Here is a 21004-nt window from a genome sequence, read left to right as displayed (position 1 = left end):
GTGTATTTATCAGTAGTTTCTGATCATCAGAAATCCTCCGTCGGTTACAATCACTTCGCCGGGCTGTAACCCCGATGTAACCACAATTTTTCCATCCGAAGTACCCGCAGTCTCAATCTGTCTTTTTACGAAATGGGTATTGTCGATTTTCACGAAAACAAATTGTTTTTCATTATTCTGAAATACCGCTTTGGCCGGAACCTGTACGGAGCTTTCCGGTGTGTCTTTAAAAAGTACGGTAACGTACATCCCTGGTTTCAGGTCGTGATCGGGATTTTTGCAGGCAATCAACACCTCCACACTGCGGGTTTCTTCATTCACGATTTCGTTGACGTGATATACTTTGCCTTTGATGATGCGATTAGGAAAGGCCAAAACTTTGATTTCAACTTCATCCAATTCGTGTATATAGCGAATATCTTTTTCTTTGACCTGTCCTACAATCCATACTTCCGACAATTCTGCAACCGTGGCAATAGCTGATGCATCTTCTTTTACATACTGACCCAACACGATGTTATTGTTCACTATTTCACCTTTGATGGGCGAACGCACGATTAAAGGCTGCCCCAATACCATATTTGCAGCATTGATGTTAAAGGTTTTTAGAGCAGCTGCCGCATTGGATAGTGCAGATTTTTTGATGGAAAATTCCGTTTCAGCTTCTTCGAGTTCCCGTTGTACACCTACGCCGTGTTTCAGCAGATCCTGCTGACGTTTCAGGTTCAGTTCGGCCTGGCGAAATTCCTGTTTTGCGTCAAAATATTCTTTTTGGGTGTTGAAATAATCCGGTGAGCTGATTTCAAATATGGGAGAGCCGGGAACTACTTTTTGTCCTAATTTTACATACGATTTCAACACTCTCCCGGCAAAAGGCGGTGCGATTTCGGCATAAGCATTTGGAATGGTTCTGACCGTGCCTGCAGTAGTCATTTCCCTTCTAAAATTCTGCTCGGCAATGGTGCTGAATTTCAAACTCGATATTATATTTGAGTTTTTAGTTAACACAACGGTATCGCCTTTTATGGTGTAGTTTGGTGTGTTTTCAGGACTATCTTCTTTTGCATTATTGCAGGAATAAAACAGGTACGAAGACATTGTGGTGAGCAATAAAAAGAGGATTGTAGTGCTTCTAACTTTGCGGGTTTTGATTGTCATCATCATAGTTTATTATGAGTTTGATTATGTTTAAAATTTCAATCTTCTGTTTCCTTTTCAGAAGATGCGGCAAAGGTCAGCAGACTACGGCCTTTTTACCGTTAGAAAACCCACAGAAAAAAATTAGAATTTTGTTAGAAAGCGTACTGTTTAAAAACAAAACAGGGATGAAATATGTACATTCCATCCCTGTTTATTATTATAAACTGGTTATACAGTTACAACCACGTATTAAATTTTTTGATAAACCAGTTTTTTACCCATTGCGTGAGGAAACAATATCCTGTTAATATCCCAATTAACCAAGGGAAATAGCTCATTGGCAAAGGTTGCATTTTCAGCATACTGGCAAAAGGTGAAAACGGTATCAAAATTCCGATTACCATAATGAGTGAAGTGAGTGCTACCACCGGTTTGGCAGCCCAACTTTGTATAAAAGGTATTTTTCGTGTACGGATCATATGGATAATCAGCGTTTGGGAAAGCAAGCCTTCTACAAACCAACCGGTTTGAAACAATGTCTGGTGTTCCGGTGAATTTGCTTTGAACACGAAGAACAACACGGCAAATGTCACAAAGTCAAATAAAGAACTTATTGGACCGATGTATAGCATGAATTTAGACACGCTTCCGGCATCCCATTTCTTGGGTTGTTCTATGAATTCTTTATCCATTTGGTCCCAAGGGATGGATATTTGCGAAATATCATAAAGCAGGTTTTGCACCAAAATCTGTACGGGCAGCATCGGTAAGAATGGTAAGAATGCACTGGCACCAATCATGCTGAGCATATTACCGAAATTGCTACTGGCTGTCATTTTGATATATTTAATGATATTACCGAAAGTTCTTCTCCCGTAAACAACGCCTTTTCGAAGCACCATCAGGTCTTTTTCCAACAAAATAATGTCGGCACTTTCTTTCGTAACGTCTACGGCGGTATCTACGCTAATGCCTACATCGGCCTCTTTGAGTGCCGCAGCATCGTTGATTCCGTCGCCCATGAAACCTACGGTATGCCCTTGGGCACGCAATGCTTTTACCACCCGCACTTTTTGCAATGGATTTAATTTGGCAAAAACCGAAACATGGTTCACCTGCTCCTGCAAATCTGCGTCGGACATTTTTTCCAGGTCGCTGCCGTTAATCAATTGCTGTACAGAAATCCCGACATCGCCGCATATTTTCTTCGTTACGGTTTCGTTGTCGCCCGTAATCACTTTGATGCCTATGCCCAATTTTTGCAATGCTTCAATAGCTGGTTTTGATGAAGGTTTTGCGGGATCAAGAAAACCAATAAAACCTGTTAAGGTCATCTTATTTTCATCCTCAACGGTATAATTAAGCGGATGCGTACCATCAAACTCACGAATGGCAACCAACAAAACACGAAGCCCTTCTTCGTTTAATTTTTTGGAGGTGTTGACTACAATTTCCCGTATTTTCTCGTCCATCGGTACCACTTTATCCCTTTCCATATGGATGGTGCGGTCTTCACCCGGATCAAAAGCGCTGCTGCACAATTCGAGCATTTCTTCCACCGCCCCTTTACAAATCAGCAAATGTTTACCGTCATTTTTTTTAAGTATCACCGACATTCGCCGGCGTTGAAAATCGAAAGGAATCTCATCCACTTTCACATATTGTTCATCCACTTTCAGGTAATCGTTCACTTCTACATGTTCCAACACCGCCTTATCCATCAGGTTGCGCAATCCGGTTTGGTGAAAGCTGTTCAGGTAGGCCCATTTCAAGACTTCATCATCCTCTACACCATCCACATTCAGGTGTTTTTCCAACACAATTTTGTCCATGGTTAATGTTCCCGTTTTATCGGTACAAAGGATGTTCATTGCGCCGATGTTTTGGATGGAGTTTAAGCGTTTCACAATCACCTTATGTTTACTCATATTTACGGCGCCTTTGGCGAGATTGGCGGTCACAATCATAGGCAACATTTCGGGAGTTAAACCGACTGCTACTGCAATGGCAAAAAGTAATGCTTCGCCCCAATCACCTTTCAATAGACCATTGATTAAAAAGATGAGCGGAACCATCACCAGCATAAATCGAATGAGTAAAAAGCTGACCTTATTAATTCCTTTATCAAAACTGGTTTCGGGACGTTCGCCCACAATAGATTTGCTGATGCTGCCAAAAAAAGTATAACTGCCCGTTGCAACTACCACTGCGGTAGCAGATCCACTCACCACATTGGTTCCCATGAAACAAAGATTGTTGAGCTCGGTGGGTTGCTTGTTTTGAGCATCTCGAATTGGAAAATGTCCCTTTTCAACGGGTAATGCTTCGCCTGTTAGCATGCTTTCGCTTACGAATAAATCCTTGCTTTGGACAATGCGACAATCGGCAGGAATCATATCACCGGCGGAAAGGTAGATGATATCGCCCGGCACCAGTTCTTCAATGGCGATTTCTTTTCGTTCCTGAAATTTCCGCTGCACCGTGGCGGTGGTTTTTACCATGCTTTTGAGCTTTTCGGCAGCGGCATTACTTCTGTATTCCTGTACAAATCGCAGAATTCCACTGATTAAAACCATAATGGAAACCACAACAACCGTTTTATAATCGCGATCTTGTGGCGTGGCAAGCCAAACATCGATGACCAAAGAAATCGCCGCGATAAACAGCAAAATGTAAATAAAGGGATTGGCAAATGCCTTCAAAAGCTGCACATACCATTTGGGGGCTTTCTGATGCTGTAACTCGTTTGTGCCAAATTTTTGCCTGCGGTCTTCAGCAGTTTCGTTGCTGATGCCTTCTTCACTGGTTTCGAGCATCGCATACACCAATTTATCATCCTGCTCGGCAGCGGATCTTAGTTTGGTCACCGTGCCCATGTTCATTCCGGTTGAATTCACCACCGAATGCAGTCCGTTTTGTTCTTTAATATTCCGTTTTAGCATTGCCTCTGCTTTTTAATTTTATTTATAATTCTGATTGTGTTCCTATAATTTCCCAACTCACTTTTATCACTTGATCTTCAATAGTCAAACGGCTGGCAGCACGTTCTATCAAACTATCCTGTTGGCTGAAAGATTGAATAACAGCGGTAATCACCACGGTATCAACATCCTCGGTATCATCACTACTCAACGATTTTAGCAGTATTTTTTCATCATTGCCTAACATCTGCACCAGCAGTACTCTAATGTGATTTTCTGCTGACACCTTGCATTTGATGGTAAATAAGTAATCGATTTGTGTAGCGGCCGTTTTAATCAGTGTAAAAGAACTCACTTTTTGTCCCAAAGGACGAAGCAATAGATGCGTAAGCATAACGGCTGCGGTAACCACGGCTGCTTCGCGAAACAACCCCAACCCACAAAGAGAACCTACCGCTGCTGAGCACCAAATTGTAGCCGCCGTATTCAAACCTTGCACACTTAAACCATCTTTCATGATGACGCCTGCTCCCAAAAAACCAATTCCCGTAACGATCTGTGCCGCAATTCTACTGGGATCACCCGCAGTATCCGTCATCGAAACAGAAATTAATAAATACGCTGCCGAACCCAAAGAAACCAAGGTATTCGTGCGCAATCCGGCACTTCTCTGGCGCCACTGGCGTTCAATACCAATCGCAACCCCGAATAGTAAAGCAGCGAATATTCGTAGTGTAAATTCCAATAATCCCATTGCTTTTCTCTTTTATTAAAACAGATTGCAAAGGTCTGAAACTCGCTTTACAACACGTATTAGAGATGCGATAGAAAAAAATTAGAATTTCATTAGAAAAGTACGAATAAAAGACATTTTTCCAAAATCAATTTTGAAAATACGATTCAACGGTAGAATTTTGATTTAGCACGAGGGCAATTCCACCGAGAAAACAGTTCCGCGATGCGGTACCGACTGCACAGCGATGCTCCCTTTGTGCAACGCAATAATTTTTTCGGTCAGGGGAAGTCCGATACCATTTCCTTCGGCGAAGGATTGATTGTTGCCGCGATAAAACGGATTGAAAATGTTTTGCAGTTCATCCTCTGAAATACCAATGCCGTGATCCTTGAAGTTAAGTTTGATGAATGAAGCGTGTTGAATGGCAGATTTCGGATTCGCACTTTCGGTTGTATGGAAAGAAATAGAAACCGTGCTGCTTTTGTCGGATGAAAATTTGCAACCGTTTTCAAAAAGATTAACGAAGGCGACTTTCAACAGATATTCGTTTCCGTTCACGGTAATCTGCTGCTCGGTGTCAAAATCATTTTCAAAATGAATATTGATTTTGTAATCGGCATTGGCTTGTACGACTTGCTGCCTGGCATCCAATAAAACCTCATCAATTCGCGTAGGTTTAAATGCAATTTCTGATGGATCGTAACTTGCTTTCGCCAAATCCAGTAAACTGTTGGACAATCGGGCTAATTTTTTGGCATCGTTGAGCGCATTTTCGATTGCATTTTTATATTCCGCAGTCGATCGGTCTTTGCTCAGAGACCAATCCAGTTCCGTAATAATGGCGGCAAGAGGAGTGCGCAGTTCGTGGGAAATATTGGAAACAAAATGTTTTTGGGCATCAAAGGAATTCTCCAACCGCCCCAACATTTCATTAAAGGTATTCGCCAATTCCGAAAGTTCGTCTTTGCTATTCTTGGACGGTAAACGCAAATCGAGGTTCAGCGCGGAAATATCGGCTGCCTGTTGCGTCATTTTCTTAATCGGATCGAATGCTTTTCGCGAGAAAAAACGTCCCGCCAGATAAAGAAATGCGATAGAAATAATGAAAACAATCACCATCGTCTTTAGCAAATTGTCTAATTTATCGTAGCCATACTGATCAATCGCCGCGGCAGTAATAATGTAATTTTTCCCTTTAAAATCATACTTTAAACCGATGACCTGCCATTTTTTTTGATAAAAACGAATTTCATTCTTTTGATCAATTTCGTTGATCATGGGCTTGGTTTCCTTCACAAAATCAATATCCACCGCATCATGATATAATAAATGAAAATCGGTATCGTATATTGCGACTTCCACCTCATTCAAAATCTGCCGGTTATTGTGGTAAATATCTTGCAACGTGCCTTTATCAACCTGCGCATTTAAAAACAAATTGGCTTTCGTAATGGCTTCCTTTTTGAGCAGCGCATAAAACTCTTTTTCCCTGTTTTCATTAGCGGTAACATAGATCACAGCCGCAAACGCCATTAAAATAGTAGCGGTAATGAGGGTAAATAAAAGGGTGATGCGGGTGCGGATTGTCATTTTAGAATGTTTTGATTTCGGATTTTCGATTGGTGAATTCGGATTTTTTATTTCGGAACAAATCCGCAGTTAAACATCCGCTTTTCCACATCCCGAATCATTTACGTTTTGGATTGTTTAGTTTAGCAGTCTTACCTGCTGCTGTAAAAATAGCCGTTAATTCATCTGCTTCTTTCAATAAATCTTTTACTCTTTCTGGTTTCATCAAATTAGTCTCCACAATAAGTTCAAGCCAAAATAATGTTTCGTCGCTTTCCTCTTCTACAATTGTTATTTTTGAAATAAAATCTGCGGCACTTCTTGCCCTGCACGCAGCACGATAATTTGCAGCCACAGAAGTACCTGAACGAATAATTTGATTGCCTATGGTATGCCCAGCTTTTGTATTAGGTAATTCTTCCACTAATTTTATTACCCTTAATGCAAATTGCTTTGTTCTGTTTTTAAGTTCCTCTTTGTTCATTTCACTATGTTTTAGAAAAATTTCGGATTTCGGAATAAATCCGCAATCAAGAATCACAATTCCGCCTTTAGGACAAATCCCATTCCCGATTTGGTATGAATGAGTTTTTGATCGAAATCCCGGTCAATTTTTTTTCGGAGATAGTTGATGTAAACATCGATGAAGTTGGTGCCGGTATCGAAATGGGTATCCCACACTTTTTCGGCAATTTCCACCCGCGATAATACCCGTTCTGGATGGTGCAGCATGTATTCCAACAGATTAAATTCCTTTGGGGTGAGGCTTATTTCTTTATCGCCACGCTTCACAATTTTGGTGTGCAAATTCATTTCAAGGTCGGCAAAGCGCAGGATAAAACCTGCCGCATTGTTCATTTTGCTGTTGCGTTTCAGCAAAACTCGGATGCGTGCCAACAATTCCCGCATTTCGAACGGTTTTACGAGATAATCATCTGCTCCGGCATCAAAACCTTCCACTTTATCATCCGTTGTACCCAACGCCGTAAGCATGATAATGGGCATATCTGGTTTGACTTGCCTGATCTGTCTGCACACATCGATACCATCCATTTTGGGCAGAATAATATCGGTTATCATCAGATCAAAAGGATACTGCAACGCCAATTTCTTACCCGAAAGTCCGTCGTAGGCGAGCGTGGTTTCAAAACCCTGCTCATCCAAACCTCTTTTAATAAGTTCTGCTACCCTTTGGTCGTCTTCAATGATTAAAATTTTCATGGAATGCCTTGTATTGCGATGACAAAATTACGTATTTATGTTACTAAATTTGATTTTTAACAGACTAGGATTTTTGTGCAATTTAGTGATGTGATATTCATAAATGATCGCAAAAAGAAGAGCAAATAAAACTTACATTTAAAAGCCAATTTTATTGGCGCTAAAAAATTGGTAATTAATAACTGTTTTTTTTTTTAACGGTTGCTAGTAGTATAGGGAGGGTTAATACTCTCTCATTGGAAGTATTCTTAGGCAATGTTTGTTGATTATAATATAAAGATTAATAAAAAAAACCGCTATCAAAAGAGGCTTTGGCTTGATCTTTTATTTTAATGCAGCACTGTAGCGTTGGCTGATTTCGTCCCAGTTAACGACATTCCATAAGGCGGAAAGGTAATCGGCACGTTTGTTTTGGTACTTTAGGTAATAGGCATGTTCCCACACATCGATACCAAATATCGGTGTCCCTTTAACTTTAGCAACATCCATCAATGGATTGTCCTGATTGGCACTGGATGTAACTGCTAGTTTCTTGTCTGGTGTAACGATGAGCCATGACCAGCCAGAACCAAAAACTTCTGCACCAGCTTTACTGAGTTCTGCTTTCAGGTTGTCTAAGCTTCCAAAAGATTGATTGATGGCATTTTGCAATTCGGCAGAGGGTTTTGTGTTGTGATTGGGAGTCAATACCTTCCAGAAAAGTTCATGGTTGTAATGCCCACCGGCGTTGTTGCGTACCGCATTACTTTCTTTGGAGATATGCGATAATATTGTCTCCAGATTTTCCTTTTCCAAAGCAGTTCCGGCAATGGCTTTATTAAGGTTGTTTACATACGCTGCTGCATGCTTGGTATAATGGATTTCCATCGTTTTAGCATCTACAAATGGTTCTAATGCATTGTATGCATAAGGCAGTGGCGTCTGCTTAAACTGGGCCGAAACAAACTGGGCTGCCACAAGCATTAGGGCTGAGCTGATTTTTAAAATTGTCATAACATTTATTTTATTAGATAATTGAGGAGGCTGGTTGGGATACCAGCCATGGCTAAATTAAAAAAAAACGACCAAATACTAGTAGAAGCTTTTGTTACAAACGCATTACATTTTTATTGTACATTTGGATTACCTCAAAACTGATATATAGTATGAAACGTTTTAAAAAATTGTTCCAAGCCGTTGCCTCATTGTTGCTTTTACTGTCTTCACTAGTGTTGCTTTCGCAGGAAAAGCCTTACTGGCAGGACATTCAGGATTTTAAAACCAAAGATCAGCAAAACGGTATCCCGAAAAATGCAATTCTTTTTGTCGGTAGTTCTTCATTTACAAAGTGGCAGGACGTGAGTGATTATTTTCCGGGTAAAACGATTATTAATAGGGGATTTGGAGGTTCTCGGCTGGTAGATCTTAACCATTATGCGAATGACCTTCTGGATCCTTATCATCCGAAACAAATCGTTATTTATTGTGGTGATAATGATTTTGCAATGAACAATCCTTCTGTAGATACGGTCTTTAAAAGATTTACTTCTTTTTTTTCTAAGATTCGGCAAAAATATCCTAAAGTTCCTGTTGCTTATGTCTCTATCAAATATTCCCCAAGCAGAGAGGCACTTTGGCCAAAGATGAAGGAATTGAACAACAGGATAGAATCATATTTAAAAACAAAAAAGAATACCGACTTTATTGATATTACTAAAGTGATGAATGATAAAGACGGCCAAGTGAGGAGAGATTTGTATAGAGAAGATTGGTTGCATATTACACCCGAAGGTTACAAGCTCTGGGCAGGGGTGATGGCACCTTATCTAAAATAACTAATGTAAATATTTGCTGTTATAGTAACTTGCAATCTTAGAATTAATTTGTATTTATTCTAAATTAATTTATATTTGCAGTTATGAATTCTCAGGTAACAGCTTTCAAAATTGCGCCATTGGCTCCCGCTTACAGATATGATGAAATGATGTATTGCGACAAGAAAAAGTGCTGCAAAAAGTTTAAAAAAGGGAAACGTTGTAAAAAGTGTCCCGGGCGTGCTAAGATCAGCTAAAGATCAGCCATACTATTAGCATTGCTAATATCAAAAATATAATGAGAGAAACCATCCGTTGCGGCTTGGTTTCTTTTTTTGCCTTGGCTTGGGGTTTTGTAAAAGACTCGCCGGCAATGTTACCATCATGATTCTCTGAGACGTCTCCGGTAAGTTCTGTGATTGTAATGCCCTGGACAATAGTTTTGTGTAAGATGCTGTTGGTGGCATGCAAAAGGATCTGAAACTTTCCGGAATTATCAAATTCTTTGATCTTTATCCGTCTTTCGCCACTGGGTTTTTCCAGGCCAAACGGTACTATTTTTACTACATCGGCATCATAAGTGCTCCAGTAGACCGTGACTTCTTCTCCTTTGCGCACCCGTATTTTGCTTACAGAGAAATTTTTAATCTTAGGAGGCAATACACTTCTGGTATTCTGCTGCTGGTTGCTTAGGTTTTGGTCGTAGAGTTTTTTTCGATCAGTGTCGATCAATGTTTCGTAAGCTTCCTGCACTTCCCGGAAACGATCAGAGAAAAACACATCATTATCATTTTTGTCCGGATGGTATTTTAAAGACAATTTGCGATAGGCTTTTTTGATGTCTTCAGCCGAAGCATTTCTGGCAATCCCGAGAAAGTAGTAGTAATCCTTCACAAAGCAAATTTAGCACTTTAGGATTTAACAGCATTCTACATTTTAAGGTGAAGGTGCATAATTCCTTCATACAGTTTATAAGTCTTGTATCATTTTGTCATCATCTACTTAATATTCATCAATAAAAAAACGGAAACCATAAGCTTCCGTTTTTCTAACAATTCATTTAGTTTTTCAGTCGGTTATTCCGCCGCTTTTGTCCTGCAACAGCCTTTTCCAAACTGTGCTTTTACTTTCTCTTTAAAAGCATTGTACTCGTTGTCATCCATGGTTCTGATGCGGTCTGCAAAGCCAAATGGCGTTCTTTCCTTAACATCGTACTCATCCATAATGTTTTTGAAGATAGCTTTTCTTTTCTGAGCCTTTTTGGCAATGATTGCAATGGCAGCTAAACCTGCGATGGCTAAAATTCCTTTTTTCATTATTTTTAAATTTACGTTTTACATTTAAGAAGACGTCGCCACGCTGGCTTTACTTTAAAAAATATCAATATTCGCAGGTGATTGATTTTAATATAATTTAAGCACAAAAAAAGACCCACTTGGAGTCTTTAGTATTAATTAAAAAGGTCTTTTACCTTATCAAAAAACGTTTTTTCTTTCCCGGTTGGTTCGGCAGTCATCTCGCCGCTGTCCATCTGTTTTTGGAAAAATTCTTTTTGTTCTTTGTTTAGTTTTTGTGGGGTCCAAACGTTGATATGAACAAACATATCACCCTTTCCGCCATAACCTTCTATATTAGGAAGGCCTTTTCCTGCCAGTCTCAGGATTTTCCCAGACTGTGTGCCTTCGTCCACTTTTATTTTTACTTTTCCGCCAACAACATTGATTTCTTTGGTGGTTCCCAAAGCTGCTTCGGCGAAAGAAACATAAAGCTCTTGGTGCAGGTTGTCGCCTTCTCGCTTGATCAATTTATCCGCTTCCTCCTCAACCACTACCAGCAAGTCACCAGGTGTACCACCTAGCGGAGCATCGTTACCTTTCCCTCTCACATTAAGCTGGATGCCGTCTCTTGCACCAGCCGGAATATTGATAGAGATCTCTTCTTCCTCTTTGATAAGTCCCTGAGCGTTGGCTCCCGCCGGGATTTTATCTGCAACTTTTCCTACACCGTGGCATGTGCCGCAGGTAGTTTGAGTCTGCATCTGCCCAAACATGGTGTTCATTATTTTAACCTGAACGCCGCTGCCGTGGCATGTAGGACAGGTTTTAGCCGTCACGCCAGCTGCCAGTTTCATTTTTTTGACTTTAACGGTTTTCTGTGTACCGTTAATCATCTCTTCTAGATTCAGCTTGATGCGGATTCTCAGGTTAGAGCCTCGGGATTGCTGTTGTCTTTGACCTCCGCCAAATCCTCCGCCAAAAATGTCCCCAAACTGGCTGAAGATATCCTCCATATTCATACCGCCACCAAAACCGCCAAAGCCGCCACCGCCGGCCGCGCCGCCCATGCCTGCATGGCCAAACTGGTCATAGCGTGCACGTTTGTTGTCGTCGCTTAAAACTTCGTAGGCTTCCGCAGCTTCTTTGAATTTTTCTTCTGCCGCCTTATCGCCAGGATTCTTATCCGGGTGAAACTTGATGGCCATTTTCCTGTAGGCCTTTTTGATCTCTTCTCCGCTCGCTGTTTTTGTAATTTCCAAAACCTCGTAATAATCTCGCTTCGTCATAATGGGATTAATATTGATAACCGTATTGCCGGTTATCTTTTATCATTGATATTTTTAGTTTCCGGTTACTACTTTTGCAAAACGGATCACTTTGTCATGGAGTTGGTAACCCGTCTCTATCACATCTACAATTTTACCTTTCAGTTCTTCTGTAGGTGCAGGTATTTGGGTAATCGCCTCGTGGTAATCTACATTGAAGTCGTCCCCGGCTTTCACTTCGATGGGCTTAAGGCCTTTTTCCGTCAACTTGTTACGGAATTTTTGATAAATCAATTCCACACCTTTAAAGTCTGCTTCGTTACCATTTTTAGAGATTTCTTTCAAAGCTCTTTCGAAGTCATCCAAAACGCCAAGCATAGAAGTCATCAAATCCTGAGATGCATAGAGGTAGAACTCATTTTTCTCTTTCAGTGTTCTTTTTTTATAATTTTCGAACTCGGCGTAAAGACGAATGTAACGGTCTTTTTCTGCTGCCAATAATTCTTCTGCTGTTGGCTGCTGTGACACATTTTCCTGATTTTCCTGAGCTTGGTCTTGTGTGTCCTGATGGTCTGTTGCCAGATTTTCTTCGTGTTTATCGTTGTTTTCTTCCATTTTAAATAATTTTATAGTATTGATTTCACAATTTTTTTGCCAACTGTCAGGTTTTGACAATTAGGCAGATTTATTCAATTAAGATAAGTTGAGATTTGAGTTGATTAAGAATCCGGGTCGGAAAGTCAGGATAGAATGAGGCTGTTTATTTCTTCTTTTTTTTCTTTTTATCCTGATGTTTTTTCTTATCCTTTTTGCTTCCGGTAAGTTCTTTTACCAGTTCTTTTACAGGATCTTCTTTATCTTCGTGTTCCATCAACGGTACCAGAGTGGTTTTCACTTCAAAAAGCTGGCTGAAATCCTGCCCGTTCAGCAGGTTTTCTTCTATCATCATTTTAAGAAGTTCGGGGGCAGAACCTTCATAATAATTCTCCAGGAAGTTTTTGAGAACAAATTTTCTATAATCCAGCAACGCCACGGCAGGCGAGTAGAGGTTGATGCGCCCTTGTTTTTCAGTATTCAGGTAGTGTTTTTCCACCAATATTTTCAGAAAAGTGGAAACGGTATTCTGATGCGGTTTTGGTTCGGGAAAAGCACTCATCAGATCACGGAAATACATCTGGCCTTCTTTCCAGATGAGTTGCATTATTTCTTCTTCAGACGGTGTAAGCGTTTGTAGTATCATTCTTAATATTTATAAAATAATGGCTTTCACCATTATCAGATAGGCCAAAGATACAAAAATCGCAATCACTGCGCCGGCAAGTACTTCCTGCACGCTGTGTCTTTTCAGGATAACTCTCGTAATGCCTATGATGACGGATAATATGAACCATAAGATTCCCAGCACAGGGTTGATTGCAAAAAACAATGCCGCCACATAGATGTTAAGGCTTGTATGCATAGAACTTTTAATAAAAAAATTACTAATCTGCATGATAATCAATAAGATGCATAACAGTATAATAGCCCAGTCTATCTCTTGGTGAAGGAAATAATCCACTGCCAGAAAAACAATGGTGGCCAGGATGATAAAAACATACAATGAGTGCCGCTGCTTTCTGTTGGAAACATCCATATTGGTATATTTACCTTTTTTCACATTACTGTATATCCAAAGACTGATGGGTACAATAAGAAGAAGTAGGATAGGCAGAAATTTTTTGGAAGCTTCCGCCAAAGTGTAATTCTTGTAACTGTAGTAGAAAAAATAGAGGAGTAGGGAAACTAGTGGGTTAAAAAAGTTGGAAATAGCTTTTGAAAGCTTAATAATTGTAGGGTTAGAGATTGGCATCTGGATAGGTTTCGGGTTCAATTTACAAAATAAATGCTTTGTCAATCAAAAGTTGATAATGATCAATATTTATTTTGCTGACAGTTAATATGTTATAAGCTGTTTGTTTTTGTTTAGATGAAGCGAGTTGAATCTAATAATTTAAGAACCCATTTTATGAAAATTGAATGAAAATAAAAACACCGATCATTTGAAGTGACCGGTGTTATATATTGTAAAAAAGTAAAGGAGCAGAATTAAATATATGTTTATAGTATATAAATAGTTTAGAAGTTTTTCATCTGTTTACCTTCATCTAATTATTTAATGTAATCATTATCCTAGTTTTTTGGAGTCAGCTACGAACTGAGCAAGCCCAGCATCCGTAAGAGGATGTTTCAAAAGATTAAGGATAGAAGCCAAAGGCGAGGTGATAACGTCAGCACCAATCTTCGCACAGTTGATGATGTGCATTGGGCTACGGATAGAAGCTGCAAGGATTTCGGTATCAAAAAGATAGTTGTCATAGATGACACGGATTTCTTCGATCAGGTTAAGGCCATCCACCGAAATATCATCCAACCTTCCCAAAAACGGGGAAACATAAGTAGCACCAGCTTTGGCTGCTAAAAGTGCCTGGCCTGCGGAGAAAATAAGAGTGCAGTTGGTTCTGATGCCTTTGTCAGAAAAATATTTGATAGCCTTGATGCCGTCTTTTATCATAGGTATTTTCACCACAATACGCTCATGTAGCGCAGCCAGCTCTTCCCCTTCTTTAATCATTTCTTCGTAAGTTGTAGAGAGAACCTCTGCAGAAACATCGCCATCCGAGATATTGCAGATATCAACATAATGCTGGTTGATAGCCTCTTTGCCCGAGATTCCTTCTTTAGCCATTAAAGACGGATTGGTTGTAACACCGTCCAAGATGCCCAGGTCCTGAGCTTCTCTGATTTGGTCCAGATTGGCTGTGTCTATAAAAAATTTCATATTAAGTTTTTTTGAAAAATTATATCGCAAAGATACAGTTTACTCCAGAAGATAAAAAGAAAAGATGATTCAAAAATATTTAAGATTAATCAAATGAAATAGGTAATCAGAATAAAGAATTATAAAACACATTTATGTGTAGGATACTGTCAATCTTTAATAATTTTGCCAAAAATAGATTTAGATTAATATTCTATTAAGATTTTGAGAATGATTTGTTAATTTGGGATGAAAACTCTAAGTTTGCCAACTTAATTTGAAACCAATGGAATTAGAATACACAGAACATCTGAGTCCGATGCTGAAGGGCGATATCAAGAATTACCTGATAGACATTGACGGCACCATTACCGATGATGTACCCAACGAAGAGCCGGAAAGAATGATCACCTGCGAACCTTTTCCTGATGCCTTGGAGACCATCAACAAATGGTATGACGAAGGGCACCAGATATGCTTTTTTACTTCGCGCACAGAAGATCTTAGAAAGATTACAGAAGATTGGCTTAATACACATGGTTTCAGATACCACAGCGTGCTTATGGGCAAACCACGGGGCGGCAACTACCACTGGATAGACAACCACCTAGTAAGAGCCACGCGCTACAAAGGGAAATTTACAGACTTGGTAGAAAAGCAGGTAACCATAGAGGTTTTCCGTGACTAAAAATAAAACGACTAAAAATTCCCGAGGTTTCAATTTTCGGGAATTTTTGATTGGATACCAAAACCTTTAGACCCAATAACATCAGAAATCGTTTTTGCAAACTCTTGTAAGCAAAAGATTTTAACCCCAGGCAGGTTTGGGATAAAGTATTCTTGAAACTAACAATTATAAAAAATGAAGCCCAGTGCTTCTCAATCATTTATATTAACGGACAGATAATGTCCCAAAAACAACATCAAAGATCATGAAAGTATTGGCCAATGACGGACTGACACAATCCGGAATCGATGCACTTAGAAACAACGGATTTGAAGTAATTACAGACAAGGTACCTCAGGAAAATCTTATCAATTATATTAATGAAAACCAGGTGACGGTATTGCTTGTGAGAAGTGCTACCAAAGTGACCAAGGAAATGATAGACCATTGCCAAAGCCTGGAGATTATCGGCCGTGGCGGCGTAGGAATGGACAACATCGAGGTGGCTTATGCACGCGAAAAAGGCAAACATGTTATCAATACGCCGGCAGCATCGTCAGAATCTGTGGCCGAGCTGGTTTTCGCACACCTTTTCTCAGGATGCCGGTTTTTGGAAGACTCTAACCGTCAAATGCCTGTAAAAGGGAACACCGAATTTGCTAAACTTAAAAAAGCCTACGAAAAAGGTATAGAACTGAGAGGCAAAACCATTGGTATTATCGGGATCGGAAGAATCGGGCAAGAGGTAGCCAGGATAGCTCTGGGACTCGGGATGAAAGTTGTTGCATCCGATACCAGGATTGGTAAAGCCAGCGTTCGGGTTAATTTTTACAACAAGCAATATATCAATGTAGAGATAGAGACAGAACCTTTGGATCAGCTCATCCAGCATGCCGATTTTATCACATTGCACGTACCTGCGCAAAACGGGCCTATCATTGGCGCTGCAGAACTGGCTCAGATGAAAACCGGGGCGGCCATCGTTAATTGCGCCCGTGGCGGCGTTATAGATGAAGAGGCCTTGATAGAAGCCTTGGATAGCGGCAAATTGGCTTTCGCGGGATTAGACGTTTTCGAGAATGAACCTACGCCGTCAGAGAAAATCCTTAACCATCCCAAGATCTCTCTTACCCCGCACACGGGAGCGGCTACCGTAGAAGCCCAAGACAGAATTGGGACAGAGCTGGCCAACCAGATTGCAAGCATTCTTTTGGTTAAATAGAAATCTTTAAAATGATACAAATGCCGGTCTATGCGATCGGCATTTTTTATTTTCCAGGTTAATTCTAATACTTTATTTTTGCTGCAAATTATGATGGCAGCTTAATCCGCCTTCCGCTATTATCTTTTTGCTCGGCAAAGCCTCTCGCAAAAAGGATAACCGCTCAAGTCGGGCTGCGGTGTCAGCCATCTTTCAACATATCCTATGAAAAGAAAAGTTCTCCTCATATACACCGGCGGCACCATTGGTATGGAAAAAGATTATACCACCGGAAGCCTTGTCCCGTTCGATTTTTCCACCATCTTCAAGCGCATCCCCGAGATGAACCTGTTGGACTGCGAAGTCTCGGTACACCCGTTTGAGAATCCTGTAGATTCATCAGATATGGGGCCGAAGGAATGGCGGATGATTGCCGACTGGATTGCCAAGAATTATGAAGCCTATGACGGGTTTCTTATCCTGCACGGGACAGATACCATGTCTTATACAGCATCGGCACTCAGTTTTATGCTGAAAAACCTGGGTAAACCGGTGATCCTAACAGGCTCACAGCTACCAATAGGCGATCTGAGGACGGATGCTAAAGAGAATTTGCTCACCAGCCTCTACTATGCCAGCCATTATGAGAATGATGAGGCCGTGATCCGGGAAGTGGCCATCTATTTTGAATACAAACTCTTGCGCGGTAACCGTAGTTTAAAATATTCGGCAGAATTTTTTGATGCTTATCAGAGTCCGAATTACCCTATTTTGGGTCAGTCCGGCGTTCATCTCAATATAGAAAAAGACCTGTTGTGGAAGCCCAAAGGTACATTTGAACTCGATATTTATCTCAACGAAAATGTCCTTTTCTACCGCATTTTCCCAGGAATGAATTTTGAATCGTTACTGGAATTTAAAACACCGGAAGCGATTGTCTTACAAGTATTTGGATCTGGGACTATTTTTAATCCGTCAAAAACCTTGGACGTTTTGCAGCAATTGCGCAACAGGGGGATAGAGATTGTCGTCATCAGCCAGTGTGTATCCGGCGGGATTAGCTTTGGGAAGTACAGCAACAGTAATATTTTCAGCAAAATAGGAGCTATTAGCGGAAAAGATATGACCGCAGAATCTGCGATTACCAAGGTGATGCATCTTTTGGGCAACCCTTCTTATAAAGAAACCTTTGCGGACTCTTTTTTACAAGATATTTGTGGAGAAGTTACCGAAGAATTTCAATAATATTTTTGTATTCGGGATATTTCATTATATTTGCAACCTCAAATAGAAAGGTGTCCGAGTGGTTGAAGGAGCTACCCTGGAAAGGTAGTATACGGGTAACTGTATCGAGGGTTCGAATCCCTTCCTCTCTGCAAAAATCCCTGTAAGTGATTAGCTTACAGGGATTTGTATTATCAGGTGCTAATATAGGTGCTAATTGCTTAATTCTTGCTCAAATATTTGTAAAGATTTTTAGGAAACTATTTCACTTAAGATGCTTTCTGAATCTTCTTGGGGAATTTTAAAGTGATAATAAAATTGAAAGTATCTTTTATCCTGAACCAATCTATATTGAAATTTTTCATAATCCCAAATTCTATCAGTCCAGTGATTATTCTCATCAATTTCTGATTCATCAAAATATCCTTTATCATTGCTGTCAGTTCCTAAATAATCAACTATAATTTTAACCATCTCATTAATTTCCTTGTAAAAAACACCCAAACAATTTGTCGGTAACTCTTTACCAAACATAAAACTGATTGAATTTTTATCTTCATCAGAATTGAAAAGATATATTCTATTAAAATATCCAAAATAGTTGAAAGTAGAAAAATGGACTTGGTTTAAATCATCAGGATTATTTTTATCTGAAATATCGTAGAATTTTCCTGACTTTGCTACTTGTTCAAATTTGTTCCAGCTTGTAATAAAATCAACCTTTTCAAGATTTTCCTTATAAAAATTGATAAACTCATCTGCTTTTAAAACATGAGTGAAAATATTTTTTTCTTTAAAAATTGCCTTTGCTTTTTGATAGTTCTTCTTATCATTTGTAATGTAAAAATCACAAGTACTTGCAAATGCAGTATGGAAAGAATCTTGGGTAGTGTTTTTAAATGTTTTCTTTTTTGTTTCTGTAACTTTAACTTCATCAGAATGGAAACCATGCATATCTAAACTAATATATGCAGAGGTTATATCATCAAACCATATTGGAGCATTTTTCCCCTTCTGATAATAGTCTTTTTTTAACGGACTCTCTTCAATACCTAATTTTTTGTAAGCCTCATTCAAAACATCAAAAGGATTGTTATTAGGATTGGTTAATGTTCCTTGATTAACATTTAAATGTTTAAAAGGAGTTTTTAAATCTTTATATCCTTCTTTTTCATTGAGGTTTTCTAACATTTCGCCCATTCCATCAAAAAGTCCTTCAAATGTGGGGTTATCTTTTAGACCAGGAAACATTGAGTTCATTATTTCTGCACTTTGAGGATTTTCAAAAGCATTTTTAAACACATCATCAAGTGGAAAAGATTGTAACATTACTTTCAATGGTGCAATCAATTCAGTATTTTTCCCATCATCATCTATTATCTTGAAAATATTTTTTAATGAAAAATCGTTCATTAAATCTTTGCTTTCTATCTCATTTTCAAATAAATAAAATGGATCATTTTGTCGAAAAACAATATCTTTTCCAGTGTTAAACACACACATAAAATCTGTTATTTCAGCAAGAAACTCTAAATCTGATTGAATTTCAGGATTTTCTTGATCTTCAGAATAACTTGCAGCTATATCAGAAATATGAGCAGTAGAATAAATGATAACAAATTTATCTTTTTGCCTAATAATTTCTTCAAATTCCTTGAAATTCCCATTCTTAATTCCATTAAGAACATTCCAATCAATATAAAGTTTCATAAATACTATCTTTCAGTTGCGATGTTATTAATTTTAATGAGTTCATGAATGAATGGAATTGTATGCCAATGCCCATAGGTAGTCCTTTTTTTATTTTCTTTTTCAACAAGTTCCTCATAATTTGAAATTAAGGATTTGAAACTTTGAATATCTTCTACATCAAAAATCTGTTTAACCTTTTCAAAAAATCTTTTTGAATTTAGTTTTACAAAAAAATCAAAATCTTTGTATTCATCCTTATACAAATATGTTGTTGGAAACCATTTTTTATAATTTTTTGATTGCAATTCAGAAATATAATGACAAAGTAAGTCAGCAAAAATAATTTCCATCTTACTAAAATTACTATTTAGATTTGTAATGATATAATGTCCAAAACCAGTAATTTTATTTTCTAATTGTTTGTAATAATTTTCCAAGTTCTGATTATATGAATAAAGATGATAGAATTTTTCAAGCTCTTGATTTTTTCCAGTGACTTCACTAAAATAATAGCCAGAATTTAATAAATCTGAAATCAAATTATAATTGCCATTTTTGTAAATAATAGCAATTGTATACAGAAAAAGTTCATGAAAAATTATATTGAAATTTTCAAAATCTGCTTCATAATAAGCTCTAACATTAGTTCCAAAATCTCTTGGCTTCTTATATAATGAAACTTTTTCAAAAAAATAAATTAATATATCGACGTCAAGGTTAAACTCTTCTTTACTAACTTTCAAGAGAAAGAGTATATAATCTTCCCTCATTTCTCTGTAAGAAGATAAGTTATCAATTAACATTTCTCCAAACTCAACAATCGTTTGTGGAGTATCTATCATTTGAAAATTCCAAAGATTCTCTAGAAAATCATTCAAAAAACTCTTTGTTAATGAATTAACTTTTAATGGATTCTTATTTAGCTGGTTATCTAAACTTTTTAAGTGAAAGTATGTTTTGCTATCATGTTGCTTCTCCTCTGTGATAAAACTTGGAATAGTTCCAAGCTTTGGTTTACGAATCTGAGGAGCATCCAATATGTTTCTAACTAAATTTTCATACTCTTCTTCATAGTATTCTTCAGTAGATAAATCAATATACTTTCTGGATTTTAAGAATGTTGGTAAATACGGTTTGTTTTCTTCATCTCTTTCAAAGACTATAGGAATAAATTTTTCCTGTTGGGTATTACCATATATTTCTGGTGTCAGTATTTGTGCTTCTGTACCAACACCACCTTTTCTTCCATCCGCTTTTAAGGAATAATTTTTATCCGAAATAATTAATACTTTACTTATTGTATTATCATTAACAATTGATTCCATAAAAAAATTCACATCATGACCGTCTTTTAAACTCCATTGATCTAAGATTACATCAATTCCGTCACTCATCAATCTTGTTCCAATTTCTCTTACTTTTTCCTGGTGTTCTTGTAATCCCCAGCTATAAGAAATAAATACCTTTTTTGTTTCCATTTAGTTTACTTAGTTTTATTATA

At 38.4% G+C, this 21004-nt stretch carries 20 protein-coding genes and 1 tRNA gene; 5 read left to right on the top strand and 16 right to left on the bottom strand.

Features of this window, described 5'->3' with window-relative positions; translation table 11 throughout:
* Positions 1 to 9: 9 nt before the first annotated feature.
* The 7 genes from AC00Y6_RS10870 to AC00Y6_RS10840 form a co-directional block, all read right to left on the bottom strand.
* On the bottom strand, positions 10 to 1161 hold the full coding sequence (locus tag AC00Y6_RS10870; RefSeq protein ID WP_474490636.1) for an efflux RND transporter periplasmic adaptor subunit: 1152 nt from the start codon (positions 1159 to 1161) through the stop codon (positions 10 to 12).
* A 215-nt stretch (positions 1162 to 1376) separates the two neighbouring features.
* Positions 1377 to 4082, bottom strand: coding sequence for a magnesium-translocating P-type ATPase (mgtA, locus tag AC00Y6_RS10865; RefSeq protein ID WP_474490635.1), 2706 nt, complete (start codon positions 4080 to 4082; stop codon positions 1377 to 1379).
* 22 nt (positions 4083 to 4104) lie between these two features.
* Positions 4105 to 4815 (bottom strand): MgtC/SapB family protein, encoded by a 711-nt coding sequence (locus AC00Y6_RS10860; protein ID WP_474490634.1) that lies wholly within the window; start codon positions 4813 to 4815, stop codon positions 4105 to 4107.
* Positions 4816 to 4980: 165 nt separating this feature from the next.
* Positions 4981 to 6387: an ATP-binding protein gene (locus AC00Y6_RS10855; protein WP_474490633.1), complete on the bottom strand. Its 1407-nt coding sequence runs from the start codon at positions 6385 to 6387 to the stop codon at positions 4981 to 4983.
* A 97-nt stretch (positions 6388 to 6484) separates the two neighbouring features.
* On the bottom strand, positions 6485 to 6850 hold the full coding sequence (locus tag AC00Y6_RS10850; protein ID WP_474490632.1) for a four helix bundle protein: 366 nt from the start codon (positions 6848 to 6850) through the stop codon (positions 6485 to 6487).
* Positions 6851 to 6903: 53 nt separating this feature from the next.
* Positions 6904 to 7587, bottom strand: coding sequence for a response regulator transcription factor (locus tag AC00Y6_RS10845; RefSeq protein ID WP_474490631.1), 684 nt, complete (start codon positions 7585 to 7587; stop codon positions 6904 to 6906).
* A 324-nt stretch (positions 7588 to 7911) separates the two neighbouring features.
* Positions 7912 to 8580 (bottom strand): superoxide dismutase, encoded by a 669-nt coding sequence (locus AC00Y6_RS10840; RefSeq protein ID WP_474490630.1) that lies wholly within the window; start codon positions 8578 to 8580, stop codon positions 7912 to 7914.
* Between the two features lie 152 nt (positions 8581 to 8732).
* Between AC00Y6_RS10840 and AC00Y6_RS10835 the strand changes: the two genes are divergently transcribed.
* Positions 8733 to 9401, top strand: coding sequence for a GDSL-type esterase/lipase family protein (locus tag AC00Y6_RS10835; protein WP_474490629.1), 669 nt, complete (start codon positions 8733 to 8735; stop codon positions 9399 to 9401).
* A 228-nt stretch (positions 9402 to 9629) separates the two neighbouring features.
* On the opposite strand, the gene AC00Y6_RS10830 is transcribed toward AC00Y6_RS10835, so the two are convergent.
* The 7 genes from AC00Y6_RS10830 to fsa form a co-directional block, all read right to left on the bottom strand.
* On the bottom strand, positions 9630 to 10274 hold the full coding sequence (locus AC00Y6_RS10830; RefSeq protein ID WP_474490628.1) for a J domain-containing protein: 645 nt from the start codon (positions 10272 to 10274) through the stop codon (positions 9630 to 9632).
* Positions 10275 to 10456: 182 nt separating this feature from the next.
* The gene (locus tag AC00Y6_RS10825) at positions 10457 to 10696 is read right to left on the bottom strand and encodes a hypothetical protein (RefSeq protein WP_474490627.1); all 240 of its coding nucleotides are present in this window, start codon (positions 10694 to 10696) and stop codon (positions 10457 to 10459) included.
* Between the two features lie 134 nt (positions 10697 to 10830).
* A complete protein-coding gene (dnaJ, locus tag AC00Y6_RS10820; protein WP_474490626.1) occupies positions 10831 to 11943 on the bottom strand; it encodes a molecular chaperone DnaJ in 1113 nt (370 codons plus the stop codon).
* Positions 11944 to 11997: 54 nt separating this feature from the next.
* Positions 11998 to 12537, bottom strand: coding sequence for a nucleotide exchange factor GrpE (locus AC00Y6_RS10815; protein WP_474490625.1), 540 nt, complete (start codon positions 12535 to 12537; stop codon positions 11998 to 12000).
* Between the two features lie 145 nt (positions 12538 to 12682).
* The gene (locus tag AC00Y6_RS10810) at positions 12683 to 13162 is read right to left on the bottom strand and encodes a BlaI/MecI/CopY family transcriptional regulator (protein ID WP_474490624.1); all 480 of its coding nucleotides are present in this window, start codon (positions 13160 to 13162) and stop codon (positions 12683 to 12685) included.
* A 9-nt stretch (positions 13163 to 13171) separates the two neighbouring features.
* Positions 13172 to 13792 (bottom strand): phosphatase PAP2 family protein, encoded by a 621-nt coding sequence (locus AC00Y6_RS10805; protein WP_474490623.1) that lies wholly within the window; start codon positions 13790 to 13792, stop codon positions 13172 to 13174.
* Between the two features lie 294 nt (positions 13793 to 14086).
* A complete protein-coding gene (gene fsa, locus AC00Y6_RS10800; RefSeq protein ID WP_474490622.1) occupies positions 14087 to 14740 on the bottom strand; it encodes a fructose-6-phosphate aldolase in 654 nt (217 codons plus the stop codon).
* A gap of 265 nt (positions 14741 to 15005) precedes the next feature.
* Here fsa and AC00Y6_RS10795 point away from each other — a divergent pair, with 265 nt between their 5' ends.
* The 4 genes from AC00Y6_RS10795 to AC00Y6_RS10780 all read left to right on the top strand — a co-directional run bounded on the left by AC00Y6_RS10795 (position 15006) and on the right by AC00Y6_RS10780 (position 17963).
* A complete protein-coding gene (locus AC00Y6_RS10795; RefSeq protein ID WP_474490621.1) occupies positions 15006 to 15407 on the top strand; it encodes an LNS2 domain-containing protein in 402 nt (133 codons plus the stop codon).
* A gap of 244 nt (positions 15408 to 15651) precedes the next feature.
* Entirely contained in the window at positions 15652 to 16608 is a 957-nt protein-coding gene (locus AC00Y6_RS10790) for an NAD(P)-dependent oxidoreductase (RefSeq protein ID WP_474490620.1), read from the top strand.
* Between the two features lie 204 nt (positions 16609 to 16812).
* Positions 16813 to 17832 (top strand): asparaginase, encoded by a 1020-nt coding sequence (locus tag AC00Y6_RS10785; protein WP_474490619.1) that lies wholly within the window; start codon positions 16813 to 16815, stop codon positions 17830 to 17832.
* A 44-nt stretch (positions 17833 to 17876) separates the two neighbouring features.
* Positions 17877 to 17963: transfer RNA gene (locus tag AC00Y6_RS10780), tRNA-Ser, on the top strand.
* 100 nt (positions 17964 to 18063) lie between these two features.
* Here the strand turns inward: AC00Y6_RS10780 and AC00Y6_RS10775 are convergent.
* Positions 18064 to 19521 carry a hypothetical protein gene (locus AC00Y6_RS10775; RefSeq protein ID WP_474490618.1) on the bottom strand — a complete coding sequence of 486 codons (1458 nt, stop codon included), beginning with the start codon at positions 19519 to 19521 and terminating at the stop codon, positions 18064 to 18066.
* Between the two features lie 5 nt (positions 19522 to 19526).
* Positions 19527 to 20981, bottom strand: a complete 1455-nt coding sequence (locus tag AC00Y6_RS10770) for a toll/interleukin-1 receptor domain-containing protein (RefSeq protein WP_474490617.1) — start codon at positions 20979 to 20981, stop codon at positions 19527 to 19529.
* Positions 20982 to 21004 lie beyond the last annotated feature (23 nt).

The organism is Epilithonimonas sp., from assembly GCF_056329745.1.
This window is presented reverse-complemented; position numbering and strand designations above follow the sequence as displayed.